The sequence below is a fragment of the Nonomuraea sp. NPDC003707 genome (genome assembly GCF_053587055.1).
Genome location: NZ_JBSFNK010000005.1, coordinates 602817 through 621575 on the forward strand (window position 1 = coordinate 602817; position 18759 = coordinate 621575).

Sequence of the window (18759 nt, forward strand, 5' to 3'; positions counted from 1 at the left end):
TTTGCCATTACTCCTGAGGTCTTCGGTCCGCGGCTGTGGACTACTTCTTACCGGGCTTCTTCTTACCGGCCACGGTCTTCTTCTTGCCCTTGCGCGTGCGCGCGTTGGTCTGCGTGCGCTGGCCGTGGACGGGCAGGCCCTTGCGGTGCCGGATGCCCTGGTAGCAACCGATTTCGATCTTGCGACGAATGTCGGCCTGGACCTCGCGGCGCAGGTCACCCTCGATCTTGAAGTTCGCCTCGATGTAGTCACGCATCGGGACGAGCTCGGTGTCGGAGAGCTGGTGCACGCGGAGGTCGCCGCTGACACCGGTGGCCTGGAGGATCTCCTGGGCGCGGGTGCGGCCGATTCCGTAGATGTAGGTGAGAGCGATCTCCAGCCGCTTCTCGCGGGGGAGGTCGACGCCAACCAGGCGAGCCATGGTCGGGCATTCTCCTTCTTTGTGGCGGAGGTCTTGCGCCGCACTACCCCTCCCCAATGCCCGGGGTGAGGGCCCCGGCCTCCGACCGGGGGTCTCCGGAGCGGTTCGAGCCTTTCGAAAAGGGCCCGCCTGCTCAGGTGTGAGACGCGATTACTGACTCAGGCTCCTCATGCGTCGAGCCCGCTCCCTCAATCGGGGCGGACTCGGAGGAGCCTTGCGGCGACTAACCCTGGCGCTGCTTGTGGCGCAGGTTGTCGCAGATCACCATGACGCGACCGTGCCGGCGGATCACCTTGCACTTGTCGCAGATCTTCTTGACGCTCGGCTTTACCTTCATTGTCCTTCGTGATTCCTCAGACGTCTTACTTGTATCGGTAGACGATCCGCCCACGACTCAGGTCGTAGGGGCTCAGTTCAACGACTACCCGGTCGTCCGGCAGAATCCGGATGTAGTGCATCCGCATCCGCCCGCTGATATGGGCCAGGACCTTATGGCCGTTGTCGAGCTGCACCCGGAACATGGCGTTCGGGAGCGACTCGACCACAGTGCCCTCGATCTCGATGGCGCCGTCTTTCTTGGCCAAGATTCCTCGCGTTTCACTGATCGATCGTCTGAGGCTCCGGTTCACTAAGCAGCCGCGACTTCACGCTTCGAAGAGAGCGGCGACCGGCAAGGGCCGCCGACGCGTGATAGTCATAGTGAGCCGACTAAGGAGTGTACGACACCTGAGACTAAAACGCGAAACGCGTGCCAGGTGTCCTGACACAACCACGGACGAGTCTACCCCACGTTCACCGGCCTTCAGACCTTCCGGGGAAAGCGGAAGGCCCGCCGAGGGAGAGATCCCGGCGGGCCCTGTTCCCGTGGGTGGGGTCCTAGTAGATGCGGTGCGTCGGACCGCAGTACTTGAACGGGCCGCCCCAGCAGGTGTAGGTGTACAGCTTCTTGATGCCGAACTTCGACCAGGTCGCCTGGTACGAGCCGTCCCAGGCCTGGACGAACTTGTGCCAGCTGCCGCCGGAGTAGTACTTGAACCACACGTACCCCTTCTTCGGGGTGAACTCCTTGCCGTACCAGTGGGTGTAGACCTTGCCGTTCTGCTTCCAGGTCTTGCCGTAGGTGAAGGCCTTGTGGTTGCTGGAGTAGTACTTGCCCCAGTTGCTGATCGACGTGACCGACGACTGGGTGGCGGTGGCCGCCTGGGCGGCGGGGGCGACGGCGAGCCCGGTGAGGGCGATCGAGCCGGCGAGAGCGGTGGCCGCAAGAATCTTGCGCATTTCGGTTCCTCCGTGAGTCGTGCTTCCCGACACAGCTCACGTTAGGAATCCAGACATATCCGTACTGCGCACGAATGCACACAGTGCACTAGTGCACACAGCCCTACTTGTGCTTCTTGGACTTCTTGGGCTTGTCGGGCGGCGGGCTGCCGAAGACGGTGCTGATCAGCAGGATGACGCCCCATGGGCCCATGACCCACAGCGGCCAGGGGTAGATCAGGTGCTCGGACGTGAGGCTCACGATCAGCCAGATCACCCAGTTGATGCCGCTGGCCGACGCCCAGGCGCCCCAGGCCGCCCGCATGCCCGGATGCATGCCGGTGCGCCGTGCGGGGCTCTGCGGCACCGTGGCGGGCCGGTTGCGCAGGTCCACGTCCGGCAGGTCGACCGTGAGCTTGGCCAGCTCTCCGTACGTCCTGCTCGCGTAGAGCTGCTCGAGCCGCTCGTTGAACTCGTCCATCGTGATGCGACCCTGCGCGGTGTGCTCGCGGAGGATGGCGGCGACGCGGTCGCGGTCGGCGTCGGAGGCTCGCATCTCGGGGCTGTTCGCCATCCCACCCACTCCCGGGGGTCAGTTATGCGGTTGGGTAAGGCGCTCTTGCCCGCCGTCCAGAGCGGTCAGCACCCAAGGACCATTATGTGTCACGGCGACACTGTGCTCGAAGTGTGCGGACTGCTTGCCGTCGACCGTCACGACAGTCCACTCGTCGGCCAGCACACGGGTGCGCTCGGTGCCCAGGTTCACCATGGGCTCGATGGCCAGGCACATGCCCTCTTCCAGCACCGGGCCCCGACCGGGCCGGCCGTGGTTGGCGATCCACGGGTCCATGTGCATCTCGGTGCCGATGCCGTGGCCGCCGTACTCCGGGGGGATGCCGAAGCGGCCCTGCGACTTGACGTACCGCTCCACCTCGTAGCCGATGTCGGACAGGTGGCGGCCGACCCGCAGCGCCGCGATGCCGCGCCACATGGCCTCCTCGGTGATCCGCATCAGCTCGGTGAGCTTCGGGTCCACCTCGCCGACCGGGACCGTCACGGCCGAGTCGCCGTGCCAGCCGTCCAGGATGGCGCCGCAGTCGATGGAGATGACGTCGCCCTCGCGCAGCTTCCTCGCGTCGGTCGGGATGCCGTGCACCACCTCGTCGTTCACCGACGCGCAGATCGTCGCCGGGAAGCCCTGGTAGCCCTTGAACGACGGGATCGCGCCCTCGTCCCTGATCGCCTTCTCGGCGATGACGTCGAGGTCGAGCGGCGTCATGCCGGGCTCGACCGAGCGCTTCAGCAGGTCGAGCGTGCGCCCGACCACCAGGCCCGCCGCCCGCATCTTCTCCAGCTGCTCTGGCGACTTGATCTGGATGCCGTGTCTGTTCCTTTTGAACATCTTCTGCCCCCCTGGGTCTTCAACGGGCCACAATGGGGGCCCAATTCCCCCCACAATAGCCGCGAGGTGGCACGGAAACCCGTGCCACCTCCGCAAATCGCTCGTAGCTGGAGCTATCCCATGAACGGGCGGATCGCCTCCATGGCCCGCTGGGTGACCTCCTCGACCGGGCCCGTGGCGTCGACCCCCACGAGAATGCCCTCGTCGGCGTAGTAGGAGACCAGCGGCGCCGTCTGCTCCTGGTAGACCTCCAGGCGGTGCCTGACGGTCTCCTCCTTGTCGTCGTCACGCTGGAAGAGCGCGCCCCCGCACGCGTCGCACTTGTCGTCCTTCTTGTCGTCGAACTCGACGTGCCAGATACGGCCGCACTGGCTGCAGGTGCGCCGGCCGGCCAGCCGCCTGACCACCTCGTCGTCGTCGACGACGAGCTCGAGTACGAGGTCGAGCGCCTGGCCCCAGTCCTTGAGTATGTCGCGCAGGATCTCCGCCTGTGCGACGTTCCTCGGGAAGCCGTCGAGCAGGAACCCGTCCTGCGCGTCGTCCTCGGACAGACGGTCACGGACCATGGCGATGGTGACCTCGTCGGGCACCAGATCACCACGGTCCATGTACGTCTTGGCCAGCTTGCCAAGATCCGTGCCCCCCGAGACGTTGGCACGGAAGATGTCACCTGTCGAGATCTTCGGGATGGACAGGTTCGATGCGATGTACTGGGCCTGTGTCCCCTTACCCGCTCCGGGGGGCCCGACCAGAACGAGACGCACTACCGCAGGAAACCTTCGTAGTTACGCTGCTGGAGCTGGCTCTCGATCTGCTTAACGGTGTCAAGGCCGACGCCTACCATGATCAGAATACTCGTCCCTCCGAACGGGAAGTTCTGGCTCGCACCGGACACCGCCAGCGCGACGATCGGGACCATGGCGATCAGACCCAGATAGAGCGAGCCCGGCGCGGTCAGACGAGTGAGCACGAAGTTCAGGTATTCAGCCGTCGGCCTGCCAGGACGGATGCCCGGAATGAACCCACCGTACTTCTTCATGTTGTCGGCGACTTCAGTGGGGTTGAACGTGATGGACACGTAGAAGTACGTGAAGAAGATGATCAACACGAAGAACGTGGTCATGTAGATCGGCGTGTCACCGGTGGCCAGGTTCTGCGAGATCCAGCGGATGAACGCGTTGTCCGTGCTCTGGAAGAGCGACGTCAGCAGCTGCGGCAGGTAGAGCAGCGAGGACGCGAAGATGACCGGGATGATGCCGGCCTGGTTGACCTTCAGCGGAATGTAGGTGGACGTGCCGCCGTACATCCTGCGCCCGACCATCCGCTTGGCGTACTGGACCGGGATGCGACGCTGCGCCTGCTCGACGAAGACCACCGCGGCGATCATGAAGACACCGACGACCATGACGACCGTGAAGGTGAACTTGTTCGCCTGGAAGATGTTGGCCAGCTCGGACGGGAAGACCGCGACGACCTGCGTGAAGATCAGGATGGACATGCCGTTGCCGACACCGCGGTCGGTGATGAGCTCACCGAGCCACATGATCACGGACGTACCGGCGGTCATGATGACCACCATCGTCACGATCTGGAAGATGTTGTCGGGGTCGAGCAGCACGTCCTGCTGGCAGTTCGGGAACAGCTGCCCGGTGCGGGCCAGAGCGATGAAGGCGGTGGACTGCAGGACGGCAAGACCGATGGTGAGATAACGCGTATACTGCGTAATCTTGGTCTGACCGGCCTGTCCCTCCTTCTTCAGCGCCTCGAGACGCGGGATCACGACGACGAGTAGCTGGAGAATGATGCTCGCGGTGATGTACGGCATGATGCCCAGCGCGAACACCGACAGCTTCAGGAGCGCACCACCGCTGAAAAGCTGCACCATCCCGTAGATGTTGCCGGCGGCTCCGTTACGGGCCTGCTCGAAACAGGCGGCGAGGTTCTGGACGTGAACTCCCGGAGTCGGAAGAACCGAGCCGAGACGGAAAAGCGCGATGATGCCCAGGGTGAAGAGCAACTTTTTGCGCAGGTCCGGTGTCCGGAACGCCCGGGTAAACGCGGTCAGCACGGTCCCTCCTGCGCGCCTTTACGGCGGTGTGAGTATGCGATGGTGCGAGGATCTGCCATGTCTGTCTTAGGTCAGACGAGACGGTCAGAAGCCTGCCGTCTCGCGAACTCTAACGCACTACGGGCGTGGGGGCATTTGTCAAAGCCCCCACGCCTCGTAATAGCTCTTACAGCTCGGTAACGGAGCCACCCGCAGCGGCGATCTTCTCCTTCGCGGCGGACGAGAAGGCGTGAGCCTGAACGTTCACAGCGACGGAGATCTCGCCGGTGCCGAGCACCTTCACGAGCTGGTTCTTGCGGACAGCGCCCTTGGCGACCAGCGACTCGACGGTGACCTCGCCACCGTCGGGGAACAGCTCGCCGAGCTTGTCCAGGTTGACGACCTGGTAGGTCGTCTTGAACAGCGCGTTGGAGAAGCCCTTGAGCTTCGGCAGACGCCTCTGCAGCGGCACCTGGCCACCCTCGAAGCCGAGGGGGACCGTCGTACGGGCGTGGCTGCCCTTGGTGCCGCGACCGGACGTCTTGCCCTTCGACGCCTCGCCGCGACCCTTGCGGATCTTGGCCTTGTTGGCGCCGGGGGCGGGACGCAGGTCGTGAATCTTGAGCGGAGCCTTGTCAGTCATGACTAGTCGACCTCTTCCACCTCGACGAGGTGCGTCACCACGGAGACCATCCCGCGAATCTCGGGCCGGTCCTCCTTGACGACGACGTCGCCGATTCGCTTCAGGCCAAGCGAACGCAGCGAGTCACGCTGGTTCTGCTTGCCACCGATCTTCGAGCGAACCTGAGTGATCTTCAGGCGTGCCATGACTAGCTCACCGCCTTCGCGGCCGCCGCCTCGGCGAGACCCTCACGCTGAGCCTTCAGCATGCGGGCCGGAGCGACGTCCTCGATCGGCAGGCCACGGCGGGCGGCGATCTCCTCGGGGCGCGAGAGGCCCTTCAGAGCCGCCACGGTGGCGTGCACGATGTTGATCGGGTTGTCGGAGCCGAGCGACTTCGACAGCACGTCGTGGATGCCGGCGCACTCCAGCACCGCGCGCACCGGGCCACCGGCGATGACGCCGGTACCGGCCGAGGCCGGACGCAGGAAGACGACACCGGCCGCCTCCTCGCCCTGCACGGTGTGCGGGATGGTGCCCTGGATCCGAGGCACCTTGAAGAAGTGCTTCTTCGCCTCTTCGACGCCCTTGGCGATGGCCGCGGGCACTTCCTTGGCCTTGCCGTAGCCGACGCCGACCAGGCCGTTGCCGTCACCGACGATGACGAGGGCGGTGAAGCTGAAGCGACGACCACCCTTCACGACCTTGGCCACACGGTTGATCTTCACTACGCGCTCGATGTACGAGACGCCCTTGTCGGCGGCGCCACCGCGGCGATCGTCACGACGGTCCCGCCGCTCGCCACCGGTGCCGCCACCGCGACGCGGAGCTGCAGCCATCAGTGGTTCCTCTTCTCAGTTGCCATCAGAATTCGAGCCCGCCTTCGCGGGCGCTGTCCGCCAGAGCCGCGATGCGGCCGGCGTAGCGGTTGCCACCGCGGTCGAACACGACAGCGGTGATCCCGGCTTCCTTGGCCCGCTGAGCGAGGAGCTCGCCGACCTTCTTCGCCTTCTCGGTCTTGTCCGCCTCGAGGACGCGCAGCGAGGGGTCCATGGTGGACGCGCTCACCAGCGTGTGGCCGACGGTGTCGTCCACGATCTGGACGAACATGTGACGGGTCGAACGGTTGACGACCAGGCGCGGACGCGCGGTCGTGCCGACGACGTTCTTGCGGACGCGGCGGTGACGGCGGGCCCGCGAGACGGTGCGGGCAGCCGTGTGCTTGCTGAACGCAGTCTTCGGAGCCATGCCTACTTACCAGCCTTTCCGACCTTGCGGCGGATCTGTTCGCCCTGGTAGCGCACGCCCTTGCCCTTGTACGGGTCAGGCTTGCGCAGCTTGCGGATGTTGGCCGCGACCTCGCCGACCTTCTGCTTGTCGATGCCGTCCACGTGGAACAGGGTCGGCTTCTCGACGCGGAAGGTGACGCCCTCGGGGGCGTCCACGATGACCGGGTGACTGAAGCCCAGTGAGAACTCCAGCTGCGTCGGGCCCTTGGCCTGGACGCGGTAACCGACGCCGACGATCTCCAGGGACTTGGAGTAACCCTGGGTGACGCCCTGCACCATGTTGGCGATCAGCGTCCGGGACAGGCCGTGCAGCGCACGGACCTTGTTCTCGTCGTTGGGCCGGGCGACGGCGATGGCGCCGTCCTCGTCGCGAGCGACCGTGATGGGCTCGGCGACCTTGTGACTGAGCGTGCCCTTCGGGCCCTTGACCTGGACATCCTGGCCGGCGATCGTGATGTCTACGCCGCTGGGCACAGGGATGGGCAGCCGTCCGATTCTCGACATGCTGTGTTCCTCCCCTCTACCAGACGTAGGCGAGGACTTCCCCGCCCACGCCACGCTTGCCGGCCTGCTTGTCGGTCATGAGACCGGCGGACGTCGAGATGATCGCGACGCCCAGTCCGCCCAGGACTCGAGGCAGGTTGTCCTTCTTTGCATAAACCCGCAGACCGGGCTTGGAAACCCGGCGCAGGCCCGCGAGCGACCGCTCACGGGTGGGCCCGAACTTGAGCTCCACCACGAGGTTCTTGCCAACCTTGGCGTCTTCGACGGTCCAAGCCTGGATGTAACCCTCCTGCTGGAGGATCTCGGCGATGTGCGCCTTGATCTTCGAGTACGGCATCGTCACGCTGTCGTGGTACGCCGAATTCGCGTTACGCAGACGTGTGAGCATGTCTGCGATCGGGTCGGTCATCGTCATGGCCAGTGGCCTTCCTCGCCGCGGTTTCCAGTCGGCCAAGCAGCGCTCTGCCGGTGGACCTTCGGCGCGGTCATGGACGCTCTTCGAGAGCGCCCGGGTCTTCTTCTGAAAATATGATCACCCAGGGGCGGCACGGAGGCCGCCCCTAAGGTTATCTACCAGCTCGACTTGGTGATGCCGGGCAGCTCGCCCCGGTGCGCCATCTCGCGGAAGCACACGCGGCAGAGCCCGAACTTGCGGTAGACGGCGCGCGGCCGGCCACAACGCGAGCAACGGGTGTACGCCCGGACCTCGAACTTCTGCTTGCGCCCCGCCTTGGCGATCAGCGACTTCTTCGCCATTGGATCAGGCCTCCTTGAACGGGAAGCCGAGGAGCTTCAGCAGCGCCCGGCCCTGGTCGTCGTTCTTCGCCGTGGTCACGATCGTGATGTCCATGCCCCGCGGCCGGTCGACCTTGTCCTGGTCGACCTCGTGGAACATGACCTGCTCGGTCAGACCGAACGTGTAGTTGCCGTTGCCGTCGAACTGCTTGGGCGACAGGCCGCGGAAGTCCCGGATACGGGGCAGGGCCAGCGCCAGCAGGCGGTCGAGGAACTCCCACATGCGGTCGCCGCGCAGCGTGACGTGCGCGCCGATCGGCATGCCCTCGCGCAGCTTGAACTGGGCGATGGACTTGCGCGCCCGGACGACGGCCGGCTTCTGGCCGGTGATCACGGTGAGGTCGCGGACGGCGCCCTCGATGAGCTTCGAGTCGCGAGCCGCCTCGCCGACGCCCATGTTGACCTTGATCTTGGTCAGCGCGGGGATCTGCATGACGTTCTCGATGCCGAACTGCTCGCGAAGCTGGGCCGCGATCTCCTCGCGGTACTTCGTCTTGAGTCGCGGCGTCGGGCGCTCGGTCTCAGTGGTCGTGGCAGTCATCAGCTGTCCTCACCCGTCTCGTCGGCCTTCTTCTCGTCGGCCTTCTTCTCGGCGGGCTTCTCGTCCTTGAGCTTCTTCACGTTCGAGACGTGGATGGGGCCCTCCATGGTCTGCACGCCGCCGGTCTTGGCGCCGCGCGGACCCTGGTGGGTCTCCTTCGAGTGCTTCTTGATCATGTTGACGCCCTCGACCACCACACGGTCCTCGTGCGGGAGCGTGGCGATGACGTGACCCTTGGCACCCTTGTCCTTGCCGGCGATGACCTTGACCAGGTCACCCTTCTTCACATGCAGCTTCGGCATTACAGCACCTCCGGGGCGAGCGAGATGATGCGCATGAACTTCTTGTCGCGCAGCTCGCGGCCGACCGGGCCGAAGATACGAGTGCCACGAGGGTCACCGCTGTCCTTGATGATGACGGCGGCGTTCTCGTCGAAGCGGATGTAGGAGCCGTCGGGCCGGCGGCGCTCCTTGACCGTGCGGACGATGACGGCCTTGACCACGTCGCCCTTCTTGACGCCCGTGCTGCCCGGCAGCGCGTCCTTGACAGTGGCGACGATGATGTCGCCGATACCGGCGTAGCGTCGGCCCGAGCCACCGAGAACACGGATGCAAAGGATCTCCTTCGCGCCCGTGTTGTCGGCGACCTTGAGCCGCGACTCCTGCTGGATCACGTTGAACTCCTGTTAGTCGCGCCGGTTCTCATTTCTGAGCCTGGCGGAACCGTCGTTGTCTTGTTCCCACGGCCACAACGCCCGTAGGCGCCGCACCGCAGGCGACGCGAGGCCCGCATGTGGCCCCGCGTCCTTGGACGCCGTCATGGGGGCTCTCAGAGCCCCCACGAGGCGCGGTATATGTCGAGAAGGAGAGTTACTTCGCCTTCTCGAGGATCTCCACGACCCTCCACCGCTTGGTGGCGGAGAGGGGGCGGGTCTCCATGAGCAGCACGCGGTCGCCGACGCCGCAGGCGTTGGCCTCGTCGTGTGCCTTGTACTTGGTCGTACGGCGGATGACCTTGCCGTACAGACGGTGCTTGACGCGGTCCTCAACGGCGACGACGACGGTCTTGTCCATCTTGTCGCTCACCACGAGGCCCTCGCGGACCTTGCGGAAGTTCCGCTGCTCGTTCGTCTCAGTGGTCTCGGTCTCAGCCATCGCTCGTCTCCTTCTCGACCGTGACGATGCCCAGCTCGCGCTCGCGCATCACGGTGTAGATACGGGCGATCTCGCGGCGGACGGCGCGCAGCCGCCCGTGGCTCTCCAACTGACCGGTCGCCGCCTGGAAGCGGAGGTTGAACAGCTCCTCCTTGGCCTCCTTCAGCTTCTGGACGAGGGTGTCCTCGTCCTCGAGCCGCAGCTCGCCGGCGGTCAGGCCCTTAGCCATCACGCCTCACCCACTTCACGCTTAACGATCTTGCACTTCATCGGGAGCTTGTGGATCGCACGCTGAAGCGCTTCGCGGGCGATCGGCTCCGCCACGCCGGACAGCTCGAACATCACGCGTCCGGGCTTGACGTTGGCGATCCACCACTCAGGCGAACCCTTACCGGAACCCATGCGGGTCTCGGCAGGCTTCTTGGTGAGCGGACGGTCGGGGTAGATGTTGATCCACACCTTGCCGCCACGGCGGATGTGACGGGTCATGGCGATACGAGCGGACTCGATCTGACGGTTGGTCACGTAGGAGTGCTCAACCGCCTGAATGCCGAACTCGCCGAACGTGACCCTGGTGCCGCCCTTGGCGGCTCCGCTGCGGTCAGGCCGGTGCTGCTTGCGGTGCTTGACCCTGCGCGGGATCAGCATGGTCAGCTCCCTTCAGCACCCGGCTGCGCAGCCGGGCCGGTCTCGGGGGCGGCCTGCGAGGCCGCCTCAGTGCGGGGGGCGCGGTCGCCACGGCCACCGCCACCGCGACGGGGGCGGTCGCCGCCACCACGACGCGGACGGTCGCCGCCGCCACCACGACGGTCGTCACGCTCGCGACGCTGGCCGGCACGAGCGCCGGCGGCGGCCGCCTCGCGCTCGGCGCGGCTGGTCGGAGCCTCGCCCTTGTAGATCCAGACCTTCACGCCGATGCGGCCGAAGGTCGTACGGGCCTCGTAGAAGCCGTAGTCGATGTCCGCGCGGAGGGTGTGCAGCGGCACGCGGCCCTCACGGTAGAACTCCGACCGCGACATCTCGGCGCCGCCCAGACGACCGGAGCACTGGACACGGATGCCCTTGGCGCCGGACTTCATGGCCGACTGCATCGCCTTGCGCATGGCGCGGCGGAACGAGACACGGCTGGACAGCTGCTCGGCAACGCCCTGCGCGACGAGCTGCGCGTCGATCTCCGGGTTCTTGACCTCGAGGATGTTGAGCTGGACCTGCTTCTTGGTCAGCTTCTCCAGGTCGCCACGGATACGGTCCGCCTCGGCGCCGCGGCGGCCGATCACGATGCCGGGACGCGCGGTGTGGATGTCCACCTGCACGCGGTCCGTCGTGCGCTCGATCTCGACCTTGGAGATGCCGGCCCGCTCCATGCCCTTCTGCAGCATGCGGCGGATCGCCACGTCCTCGGCGACATAGGCCTTGTACAGCTTGTCGGCGTACCACCGGCTCTTGAAGTCGGTCGTGATGCCGAGGCGGAACCCGTGCGGGTTAACCTTCTGGCCCACTATCGGGTCCTTCCCTTCGGCTCGCGGGACTCCACGATCACAGTGATGTGGCTCGTCCGCTTGTTGATCCGATAGGCACGACCCTGGGCACGCGGGCGAAACCGCTTCAGCGTCGGGCCCTCGTCGACCCACGCCCGGCTGACGACGAGCGTCTGCGGGTCGAGGTCGAAGTTGTGCTCAGCGTTCGCCATGGCGCTGCTGAGCACCTTGTAGATCGGCTCGCTCGCCGACTGGGGAGCGAACTGCAGCACGGCCTGCGCCTCCGAAGCGGGCAGCCCGCGAATGAGGTCCACCACACGGCGGGCCTTCTGGGGCGTGACACGGACGAACCGCGCCTGAGCCCTGGCTTCCATCGCTTTCTCCTACTTCCGGGACGCTTACCGCCGGCTGCGGCGGTCTTCCTTGACGTGGCTGCGGAAGGTCCGCGTGGGGGCGAACTCTCCCAGCTTGTGGCCGATCATCGACTCGGTGACGAAAACCGGGACGTGCTTGCGGCCGTCGTGCACGGCGATCGTGTGCCCGAGCATGTCGGGAACGATCATGGAGCGCCGCGACCACGTCTTGATGACGTTCTTGGTGCCCTTCTCGTTCTGGACGTCGACCTTCTTCTGAAGGTGACCGTCCACGAAGGGACCCTTCTTAAGGCTACGTGGCATTTCGGCTGCTCCTACCGCTTCTTCCTCTTGCTCCGACGACGGATGATCAGTCGGTCGCTGGCCTTGTTGGCCTGGCGGGTGCGCCCCTCGGGCTTGCCCTTCGGGTTCACCGGGTGGCGACCACCGGAGGTCTTGCCCTCACCACCACCGTGCGGGTGGTCGACGGGGTTCATCGCGACACCGCGGACGGTGGGGCGCTTGCCCTTCCACCGCATACGGCCGGCCTTGCCCCAGTTGATGTTGGCCTGCTCGGCGTTGCCGACCTGGCCTACCGTCGCCCGGCAGCGCACATCCACCATGCGCATTTCGCCGGACGGCATACGCAGCGTGGCGTACTGGCCTTCCTTGGCGAGCAGCTGGATCTGTGCGCCCGCGGAGCGGCCGAGCTTGGCGCCGCCGCCCGGACGGAGCTCCACCGCGTGGATGAAGGTACCGGTCGGGATGTTGCGCAGCGGCAGGCAGTTGCCCGGCTTGATGTCGGCAGCGGGGCCGTTCTCGATACGGTCGCCCTGCTTGATGCCGGTCGGCGCGATGATGTAGCGCTTCTCGCCATCGGCGTAGTGGAGCAGAGCGATGTTGGCGGTGCGGTTGGGGTCGTACTCGATGTGAGCGACCTTGGCCGGAATGCCGTCCTTGTCATGCCTACGGAAGTCGATGATCCGGTAGGCGCGCTTGTGACCGCCGCCCTGGTGGCGGGCGGTGACCCGGCCGTGTACGTTACGGCCGCCCTTGCTGTGAAGGGGCGCAAGCAGCGACTTCTCGGGCGTGCTGCGGGTGATCTCGGAGAAGTCCGAGACGCTCGACCCGCGGCGACCCGGGGTCGTCGGCTTGTACTTACGGATGCCCATCTTTTTCGTTCATCCTTCGTCGGTTACATGGGTGAGCCCGCCGCGCGAAAGCGCGACGGTCTCGACCCCGCACAGGCCCTGCGGCCCGCACTCATTTCTGCTGCTAGCCGATCTGACCGAAGATGTCGATCCGATCGCCCTCGACCAGGCTCACGATCGCGCGCTTGGTGTCGGGACGCTTGCCGAAACCGGTACGGGTGCGCTTGCGCTTGCCCTGCCGGTTGATCGTGTTCACGCTGGTGACCTTGACCCCGAAGATCTGCTCAACAGCGATCTTGACCTGGGTCTTGTTCGCGGTGTTCTTCACCAGGAACGTGTACTTGTTGTTCTCATCGATCAGGCCGTAGCTCTTCTCAGAGACGACCGGCTTGATGATGATGTCGCGCGGGTCGGCGATCTTCTCCATCAGGCCTCTTCCTTCCCGCTGTCGCTCAGGCGAGCGACGACCTGGTCATACGCCTCCTGCGTGAAGACCACGTCGTCCGCCACGAGCACGTCGTACGTGTTGAGCTGCCCCGCGTCCAGCAGGTGGACCTCGGGAGCGTTACGCAGGCTCAGCCACGTCAGCTCGTCGGCCTCGTCGACGACGAGGAGGACGCGCGGAGACTGGGTGACCTTGCGCAGCGCCTCGAGGGCGGCCTTGGTCTTGGGCGTCTCGCCGGAGACCAGCGAGCTGACCACGTGCACGCGGCCGCCGCCGGCCCGGTCGGAGAGGGCGCCACGCAGGGCGGCGGCCTTCATCTTCTTGGGCGTACGCTGCGAGTAGTCGCGCGGCACGGGGCCGTGGACGGTGCCACCGCCGGTGAACTGCGGCGCACGGGTCGAGCCCTGACGGGCGCGGCCGGTGCCCTTCTGGCGGTACGGCTTCTTGCCGCCGCCGGAGACCTCACCACGGGTCTTGGCCTTGTGGGTGCCCTGCCGGCGAGCGGCGAGCTGGGCCACGACCACCTGGTGGATCAGCGGCACGTTGACCTTGGCACCGAAGATGTTCTCGGGCAGGTCGACGGTGCCGGCCTTCGCGCCGCTGGCGTCGAGGACGTCAATAGTGGTGCTCACTTGGCAGCCCCCTTCTTGGCAGAGGTGCGAACGAGGACCAGGCTTCCGTTGGCGCCGGGGATCGCACCCTTGATCAGGATGAGGCCCTTCTCGGCGTCCACGGAGTGAACCTTGAGGCTCTGCACGGTGGTGCGGACGTTACCCATCCGACCAGCCATGCGCAGACCCTTGAAAACGCGGCCCGGGGTGGCGCAGCCACCGATGGAACCCGGCGAACGGTGCTTGCGCTGCGTACCGTGCGACGCGCCCAGACCGGCGAAGCCGTGCCGCTTCATGACACCGGCGAAGCCCTTGCCCTTGCTCTTGCCCGTCACGTCGACGAACTGGCCGGCCTCGAAGGTGTCGGCCAGCAGCTCCTGGCCCAGGGTGTAGTCGCTCGCGTCGTCGGTGCGGATCTCCGCGAAGTAACGGCGCGGGGTGATGTCGTGCTTACGCAGGTAGTCGCCGAGCGGCTTGTTGACCTTCCGGGGGTCGACCTGCCCGAAGCCGAGCTGGACGGCGGAGTAGCCGTCCTTCTCTGCAGTGCGGACGCGGGTCACCACACACGGACCGGCCTCGACCACGGTCACCGGCACCAGCCGGTTGTCCGCGTCGAAGACCTGGGTCATGCCGAGCTTCTTGCCCAGGACGCCCTTGATCGTCTTAGCCATGTCAGTGTGTTCCCTCAGAGCTTGATCGAAATGTCGACACCCGCGGGGAGGTCGAGCCGCATGAGCGAGTCAACCGTCTTGGGGGTCGGGTCGATGATGTCAATCAGCCGCTTGTGCGTGCGCATCTCGAAGTGCTCGCGGCTGTCCTTGTACTTGTGCGGCGAGCGGATGACGCAGTACACGTTCTTCTCGGTCGGCAGCGGCACCGGGCCCGCGACCTTCGCGCCAGTCCGCGTCACCGTCTCGACGATCTTCTTGGCCGAGCTGTCGATGACCTCGTGGTCATAGGCCTTAAGCCGGATGCGGATCTTCTGTCCCGCCATAGTGGCCTCGGTGTCCTTCGCTGTCGTCTGAAAAAGTATCGTGCGGCCTGATGCCGCTGTATTGGTGCAGGTCGAAGCCTGCTAGACCCCACGAGGCAGACGCAGTGGATCTGCCTTTTCTTCCGTGATCCGGCAGTGACTTCGGTCATATCTCTTCGGCCGAAGCAACTGCTGGATCACGGCCTTCACATGAGGTTCCTAACGTGGTTCGGCGGTCGGCTCCGAGTCCGGGGCCGACCGCCGCCCCGACGGTCTAGCTACTTGATGATCTTCACGACCCGGCCGGCGCCGACGGTGCGGCCACCCTCACGGATCGCGAACTTGAGGCCTTCCTCCATGGCGATGGGCTGGATCAGCTCAACGCGCATTTCGGTGTTGTCGCCCGGCATGACCATCTCCGTGCCCTCGGGGAGGTTCACGACACCGGTCACGTCAGTCGTACGGAAGTAGAACTGCGGGCGGTAGTTGTTGAAGAACGGCGTGTGGCGGCCGCCCTCGTCCTTGGACAGGATGTAGACCTGGCCGTTGAACTCGGTGTGCGGGGTGGTCGTGCCCGGCTTGATGATGCACTGGCCGCGCTCGACGTCGTCGCGCTTGATGCCGCGGAGCAGCAGGGCGGCGTTGTCACCGGCGTGACCCTCGTCGAGCATCTTGTTGAACATCTCGATGCTGGTGACGGTGGTGGTCGTCTTCTCCGGCTTGATGCCGATGATGTCGACCTGCTCGTTGACCTTGACGATGCCGCGCTCGATACGACCGGTGACGACGGTGCCACGACCGGTGATCGAGAAGACGTCCTCGACCGGCATGAGGAACGGCTTGTCCGTCTCACGCGGGGGCTCGGGCACGTTCTCGTCGACGGCGTTCATCAGCTCGATGATGCTGTCGGCCCACTTCTGGTCGCCCTCGAGAGCCTTGAGAGCGGAGACGCGGACGACGGGCAGGTCGTCGCCGGGGAACTCCTGAGCGGACAGGAGCTCACGGACCTCCAGCTCGACGAGCTCGAGGATCTCCTCGTCGTCGACCATGTCGGCCTTGTTGAGGGCCACGACGATGTAGGGGACGCCGACCTGGCGGGCCAGGAGGACGTGCTCCTTCGTCTGCGGCATCGGGCCGTCGGTGGCGGCGACCACGAGGATGGCGCCGTCCATCTGGGCAGCACCGGTGATCATGTTCTTCACGTAGTCGGCGTGACCAGGGCAGTCAACGTGAGCGTAGTGACGCTTCTCCGTCTGGTACTCGACGTGCGCGATGGAGATCGTAATGCCGCGAGCCTTCTCCTCGGGCGCCTTGTCGATCTTGTCGAACGGGGTCGCCTTGTTCAGCTCGGGGAAACGGTCGTGAAGCACCTTGGTGATCGCCGCGGTCAGCGTGGTCTTGCCGTGGTCGATGTGTCCAATGGTGCCGATGTTCATGTGCGGCTTAGTCCGCTCGAACTTGGCCTTGCCCACTGGTTCTCTCCTTGAGAATCTGACTGACTTTCGTCTACACACTCGGGCCCGGGAACTCCCGAACCCCTTGGCGGCGGGGTGGCTCTCACCACCCCACCAGGGACCAGGACTTTATTCGCCCCGGGCCCCTTGGCAGCGGGGCGACGATCTCCGCCTCCCCAGCCACCGCAGGACCTGGACTATTCGCCCCGGGCCTTCGCGACGATCTCCTTGGCGATGCCCGGGGGCACCTCCGAGTAGGAGTCGAACTGCATGCTGTAGCTCGCGCGCCCCTGCGTCTTGCTACGCAGGTCACCCACGTAGCCGAACATCTCAGACAGCGGCACGAGCGCCGTGACGACACGGGCGCCGGCCCGCTCGTCCATGGACTGGATCTGTCCGCGGCGACCGTTGAGGTCACCGATGACATCACCCATGTAGTCCTCGGGCGTGGTGACCTCGACGGCCATCATCGGCTCGAGAAGCACTGCGTCCGCCTTGCGCGCGGCCTCCTTGAAGGCCATCGAGCCGGCGATCTTGAACGCCATTTCCGAGGAGTCGACGTCGTGCGCGGCACCGTCGACGAGCGTCACCTTCACGCCCACCATCGGGTAGCCGGCCAGCACGCCGAACTCGGCGGCCTCCTGGGCGCCCGCGTCGACCGACGGGATGTACTCCCTCGGGACACGACCACCCGTGACCTTGTTCTCGAACTCGTAGCCGTCGTTGCCTTCACCCAGCGGCTCGAGGTTGATGATCACCCGAGCGAACTGACCGGAACCACCGGTCTGCTTCTTGTGGGTGTAGTCGAGCTTCTCCACCTTGCGGCGGATGGTCTCGCGGTAGGCCACCTGCGGGCGGCCGACGTTGGCCTCGACCTTGAACTCGCGACGCATGCGGTCGACGAGGATCTCCAGGTGAAGCTCGCCCATGCCCCAGATGACCGTCTGACCGGTCTCCTCGTCGCGGCGAACCTGGAAGGACGGGTCCTCCTCGGCCAGCCGCTGGATGGCGGTCGACAGCTTCTCCTGGTCGCCCTTGGTCTTGGGCTCGATGGCGACGTTGATGACCGGAGCCGGGAACGTCATCGACTCGAGCACGACCTGGTTGGTCGGGTCGGACAGGGTGTCGCCGGTCGTGGTGTCCTTCAGACCCATGACCGCGACGATCTGGCCGGCAATCGCCGTCGGGCGCTCCTCGCGCTTGTTGGCGTGCATCTGGTAGATCTTGCCGATCCGCTCCTTCTTACCCTTCACAGAGTTGACGACCTGTGAACCGGTCTCGAGCGTGCCCGAGTAGATGCGGATGTAGGTGAGCTTGCCCAGGTGCGGGTCGCTCGCGATCTTGAAGGCCAGAGCGGAGAACGGCTCGGTCGGGTCGGCGTGACGCTCGATGACCTTGTCCTCGTGGCCGACCGCGTGGCCCTTGAAGGCCGGGATGTCGGTCGGGGCCGGGAGGAAGGCGACGATCGCGTCGAGCAGGGGCTGCACGCCCTTGTTCTTGAACGCGGTGCCGCAGAGCACCGGGTTGATGGCGCTGGCCAGCGTGGCGCGGCGGATAGCCGCGACCAGCTGCTCCTCGGTGGGCTCGACGCCCTCGAGGAAGAGCTCCATCAGCTCGTCGTCGTTCTCGGCGACCGTCTCGATGAGGCGGTCACGCCACTCGCGAGCGGCCTCGGCGTGGTCGGCCGGGATGTCGACGGTGTCGTACATCTCGCCCTTGGCCGCCTCGGCGCTCCAGATGTAACCCTTCATCTTGACGAGGTCGATGACGCCCTTGAAGTCGGCCTCAACGCCCCAGGGAAGCTGGATGACAGCCGGGGTCGCGCCCAGACGGCTGATCATCATGTCGACGCAGCGGTGGAACTCCGCGCCGACACGGTCCATCTTGTTGACGAAGCAGATCCGGGGGACGTCGTAGCGGTCAGCCTGGCGCCACACCGTCTCCGACTGCGGCTCGACACCCGCGACGCCGTCGAACACGGCGACGGCACCGTCGAGGACGCGGAGCGAACGCTCCACCTCGATGGTGAAGTCGACGTGACCCGGGGTGTCGATGATGTTGATGGTGTGACCGATCCACTCACAGGTGGTCGCGGCAGACGTGATCGTGATGCCGCGCTCCTGCTCCTGCTCCATCCAGTCCATCGTGGCAGCGCCCTCGTGGACCTCACCGATCTTGTAGTTGATACCGGTGTAGAACAGGATGCGCTCGGTCGTGGTGGTCTTGCCCGCGTCGATATGGGCCATGATCCCGATGTTTCGGA

At 65.6% G+C, this 18759-nt stretch carries 31 protein-coding genes; all 31 read right to left on the reverse strand.

Features of this window, described 5'->3' with window-relative positions; genetic code table 11:
- Nucleotides 1–40 precede the first annotated feature (40 nt).
- The gene (gene rpsM, locus ACWDRB_RS16725; protein WP_125644650.1) at nucleotides 41–421 is read right to left on the reverse strand and encodes a 30S ribosomal protein S13; all 381 of its coding nucleotides are present in this window, start codon (nucleotides 419–421) and stop codon (nucleotides 41–43) included.
- Between the two features lie 223 nt (nucleotides 422–644).
- Nucleotides 645–758, reverse strand: coding sequence for a 50S ribosomal protein L36 (gene rpmJ, locus ACWDRB_RS16730; RefSeq protein WP_003956441.1), 114 nt, complete (start codon nucleotides 756–758; stop codon nucleotides 645–647).
- 25 nt (nucleotides 759–783) lie between these two features.
- Nucleotides 784–1005, reverse strand: coding sequence for a translation initiation factor IF-1 (gene infA, locus ACWDRB_RS16735; RefSeq protein ID WP_012887858.1), 222 nt, complete (start codon nucleotides 1003–1005; stop codon nucleotides 784–786).
- Nucleotides 1006–1297: 292 nt separating this feature from the next.
- Nucleotides 1298–1699 carry a hypothetical protein gene (locus ACWDRB_RS16740; protein ID WP_449894636.1) on the reverse strand — a complete coding sequence of 134 codons (402 nt, stop codon included), beginning with the start codon at nucleotides 1697–1699 and terminating at the stop codon, nucleotides 1298–1300.
- 103 nt (nucleotides 1700–1802) lie between these two features.
- Nucleotides 1803–2252, reverse strand: coding sequence for a DUF1707 SHOCT-like domain-containing protein (locus tag ACWDRB_RS16745; protein ID WP_449894638.1), 450 nt, complete (start codon nucleotides 2250–2252; stop codon nucleotides 1803–1805).
- Between the two features lie 18 nt (nucleotides 2253–2270).
- The gene (map, locus tag ACWDRB_RS16750; RefSeq protein ID WP_449894640.1) at nucleotides 2271–3080 is read right to left on the reverse strand and encodes a type I methionyl aminopeptidase; all 810 of its coding nucleotides are present in this window, start codon (nucleotides 3078–3080) and stop codon (nucleotides 2271–2273) included.
- Between the two features lie 113 nt (nucleotides 3081–3193).
- A complete protein-coding gene (locus tag ACWDRB_RS16755; protein ID WP_449894643.1) occupies nucleotides 3194–3844 on the reverse strand; it encodes an adenylate kinase in 651 nt (216 codons plus the stop codon).
- Nucleotides 3844–5148, reverse strand: a complete 1305-nt coding sequence (gene secY, locus ACWDRB_RS16760) for a preprotein translocase subunit SecY (protein ID WP_350730995.1) — start codon at nucleotides 5146–5148, stop codon at nucleotides 3844–3846. The genes ACWDRB_RS16755 and secY overlap by 1 nt, the downstream gene beginning before the upstream one ends.
- Nucleotides 5149–5314: 166 nt before the next feature.
- Nucleotides 5315–5770, reverse strand: coding sequence for a 50S ribosomal protein L15 (gene rplO / locus ACWDRB_RS16765; protein ID WP_350730993.1), 456 nt, complete (start codon nucleotides 5768–5770; stop codon nucleotides 5315–5317).
- Between the two features lie 2 nt (nucleotides 5771–5772).
- A complete protein-coding gene (gene rpmD / locus ACWDRB_RS16770) occupies nucleotides 5773–5955 on the reverse strand; it encodes a 50S ribosomal protein L30 (protein WP_080043226.1) in 183 nt (60 codons plus the stop codon).
- A 2-nt stretch (nucleotides 5956–5957) separates the two neighbouring features.
- Nucleotides 5958–6587 carry a 30S ribosomal protein S5 gene (rpsE, locus tag ACWDRB_RS16775; RefSeq protein WP_349446692.1) on the reverse strand — a complete coding sequence of 210 codons (630 nt, stop codon included), beginning with the start codon at nucleotides 6585–6587 and terminating at the stop codon, nucleotides 5958–5960.
- Nucleotides 6588–6612: 25 nt separating this feature from the next.
- A complete protein-coding gene (rplR, locus tag ACWDRB_RS16780) occupies nucleotides 6613–6996 on the reverse strand; it encodes a 50S ribosomal protein L18 (protein WP_350730991.1) in 384 nt (127 codons plus the stop codon).
- Nucleotides 6997–6998: 2 nt separating this feature from the next.
- Nucleotides 6999–7541, reverse strand: coding sequence for a 50S ribosomal protein L6 (gene rplF / locus ACWDRB_RS16785; RefSeq protein WP_350730990.1), 543 nt, complete (start codon nucleotides 7539–7541; stop codon nucleotides 6999–7001).
- 16 nt (nucleotides 7542–7557) lie between these two features.
- Nucleotides 7558–7956 (reverse strand): 30S ribosomal protein S8, encoded by a 399-nt coding sequence (gene rpsH / locus ACWDRB_RS16790; RefSeq protein WP_192789898.1) that lies wholly within the window; start codon nucleotides 7954–7956, stop codon nucleotides 7558–7560.
- A gap of 155 nt (nucleotides 7957–8111) precedes the next feature.
- Nucleotides 8112–8297, reverse strand: a complete 186-nt coding sequence (locus ACWDRB_RS16795; RefSeq protein WP_020542298.1) for a type Z 30S ribosomal protein S14 — start codon at nucleotides 8295–8297, stop codon at nucleotides 8112–8114.
- Nucleotides 8298–8301: 4 nt separating this feature from the next.
- Nucleotides 8302–8877: a 50S ribosomal protein L5 gene (gene rplE / locus ACWDRB_RS16800; protein ID WP_106253395.1), complete on the reverse strand. Its 576-nt coding sequence runs from the start codon at nucleotides 8875–8877 to the stop codon at nucleotides 8302–8304.
- Entirely contained in the window at nucleotides 8877–9170 is a 294-nt protein-coding gene (rplX, locus tag ACWDRB_RS16805) for a 50S ribosomal protein L24 (RefSeq protein WP_350731450.1), read from the reverse strand. Before rplX ends, rplE begins: the two co-directional genes overlap by 1 nt.
- An 8-nt stretch (nucleotides 9171–9178) precedes the next feature.
- Complete coding sequence (rplN, locus tag ACWDRB_RS16810) at nucleotides 9179–9550, reverse strand: 50S ribosomal protein L14 (RefSeq protein ID WP_106253399.1); 372 nt, start codon at nucleotides 9548–9550, stop codon at nucleotides 9179–9181.
- 196 nt (nucleotides 9551–9746) lie between these two features.
- A complete protein-coding gene (rpsQ, locus tag ACWDRB_RS16815) occupies nucleotides 9747–10031 on the reverse strand; it encodes a 30S ribosomal protein S17 (RefSeq protein WP_185070626.1) in 285 nt (94 codons plus the stop codon).
- Complete coding sequence (gene rpmC / locus ACWDRB_RS16820) at nucleotides 10024–10260, reverse strand: 50S ribosomal protein L29 (protein WP_106253417.1); 237 nt, start codon at nucleotides 10258–10260, stop codon at nucleotides 10024–10026. Before rpmC ends, rpsQ begins: the two co-directional genes overlap by 8 nt.
- Complete coding sequence (gene rplP / locus ACWDRB_RS16825; protein WP_185070624.1) at nucleotides 10260–10679, reverse strand: 50S ribosomal protein L16; 420 nt, start codon at nucleotides 10677–10679, stop codon at nucleotides 10260–10262. Before rplP ends, rpmC begins: the two co-directional genes overlap by 1 nt.
- Nucleotides 10680–10681: 2 nt before the next feature.
- Nucleotides 10682–11530: a 30S ribosomal protein S3 gene (gene rpsC, locus ACWDRB_RS16830; protein ID WP_350730986.1), complete on the reverse strand. Its 849-nt coding sequence runs from the start codon at nucleotides 11528–11530 to the stop codon at nucleotides 10682–10684.
- Nucleotides 11530–11883, reverse strand: coding sequence for a 50S ribosomal protein L22 (rplV, locus tag ACWDRB_RS16835; protein ID WP_020542306.1), 354 nt, complete (start codon nucleotides 11881–11883; stop codon nucleotides 11530–11532). Before rplV ends, rpsC begins: the two co-directional genes overlap by 1 nt.
- Before the next feature lie 24 nt (nucleotides 11884–11907).
- Complete coding sequence (gene rpsS, locus ACWDRB_RS16840) at nucleotides 11908–12186, reverse strand: 30S ribosomal protein S19 (RefSeq protein ID WP_192789896.1); 279 nt, start codon at nucleotides 12184–12186, stop codon at nucleotides 11908–11910.
- A gap of 11 nt (nucleotides 12187–12197) precedes the next feature.
- Nucleotides 12198–13034: a 50S ribosomal protein L2 gene (gene rplB / locus ACWDRB_RS16845; protein WP_192789895.1), complete on the reverse strand. Its 837-nt coding sequence runs from the start codon at nucleotides 13032–13034 to the stop codon at nucleotides 12198–12200.
- Between the two features lie 103 nt (nucleotides 13035–13137).
- On the reverse strand, nucleotides 13138–13440 hold the full coding sequence (gene rplW / locus ACWDRB_RS16850) for a 50S ribosomal protein L23 (protein WP_350730984.1): 303 nt from the start codon (nucleotides 13438–13440) through the stop codon (nucleotides 13138–13140).
- Nucleotides 13440–14090, reverse strand: coding sequence for a 50S ribosomal protein L4 (gene rplD / locus ACWDRB_RS16855; RefSeq protein ID WP_449894654.1), 651 nt, complete (start codon nucleotides 14088–14090; stop codon nucleotides 13440–13442). Before rplD ends, rplW begins: the two co-directional genes overlap by 1 nt.
- Entirely contained in the window at nucleotides 14087–14740 is a 654-nt protein-coding gene (gene rplC, locus ACWDRB_RS16860) for a 50S ribosomal protein L3 (RefSeq protein WP_397371252.1), read from the reverse strand. Before rplC ends, rplD begins: the two co-directional genes overlap by 4 nt.
- Nucleotides 14741–14754: 14 nt before the next feature.
- A complete protein-coding gene (gene rpsJ / locus ACWDRB_RS16865; RefSeq protein WP_012887830.1) occupies nucleotides 14755–15063 on the reverse strand; it encodes a 30S ribosomal protein S10 in 309 nt (102 codons plus the stop codon).
- Between the two features lie 257 nt (nucleotides 15064–15320).
- Entirely contained in the window at nucleotides 15321–16514 is a 1194-nt protein-coding gene (tuf, locus tag ACWDRB_RS16870) for an elongation factor Tu (RefSeq protein WP_350730980.1), read from the reverse strand.
- A gap of 179 nt (nucleotides 16515–16693) precedes the next feature.
- Entirely contained in the window at nucleotides 16694–18742 is a 2049-nt protein-coding gene (gene fusA / locus ACWDRB_RS16875) for an elongation factor G (protein ID WP_397371328.1), read from the reverse strand.
- Between the last annotated feature and the right edge of the window lie 17 nt (nucleotides 18743–18759).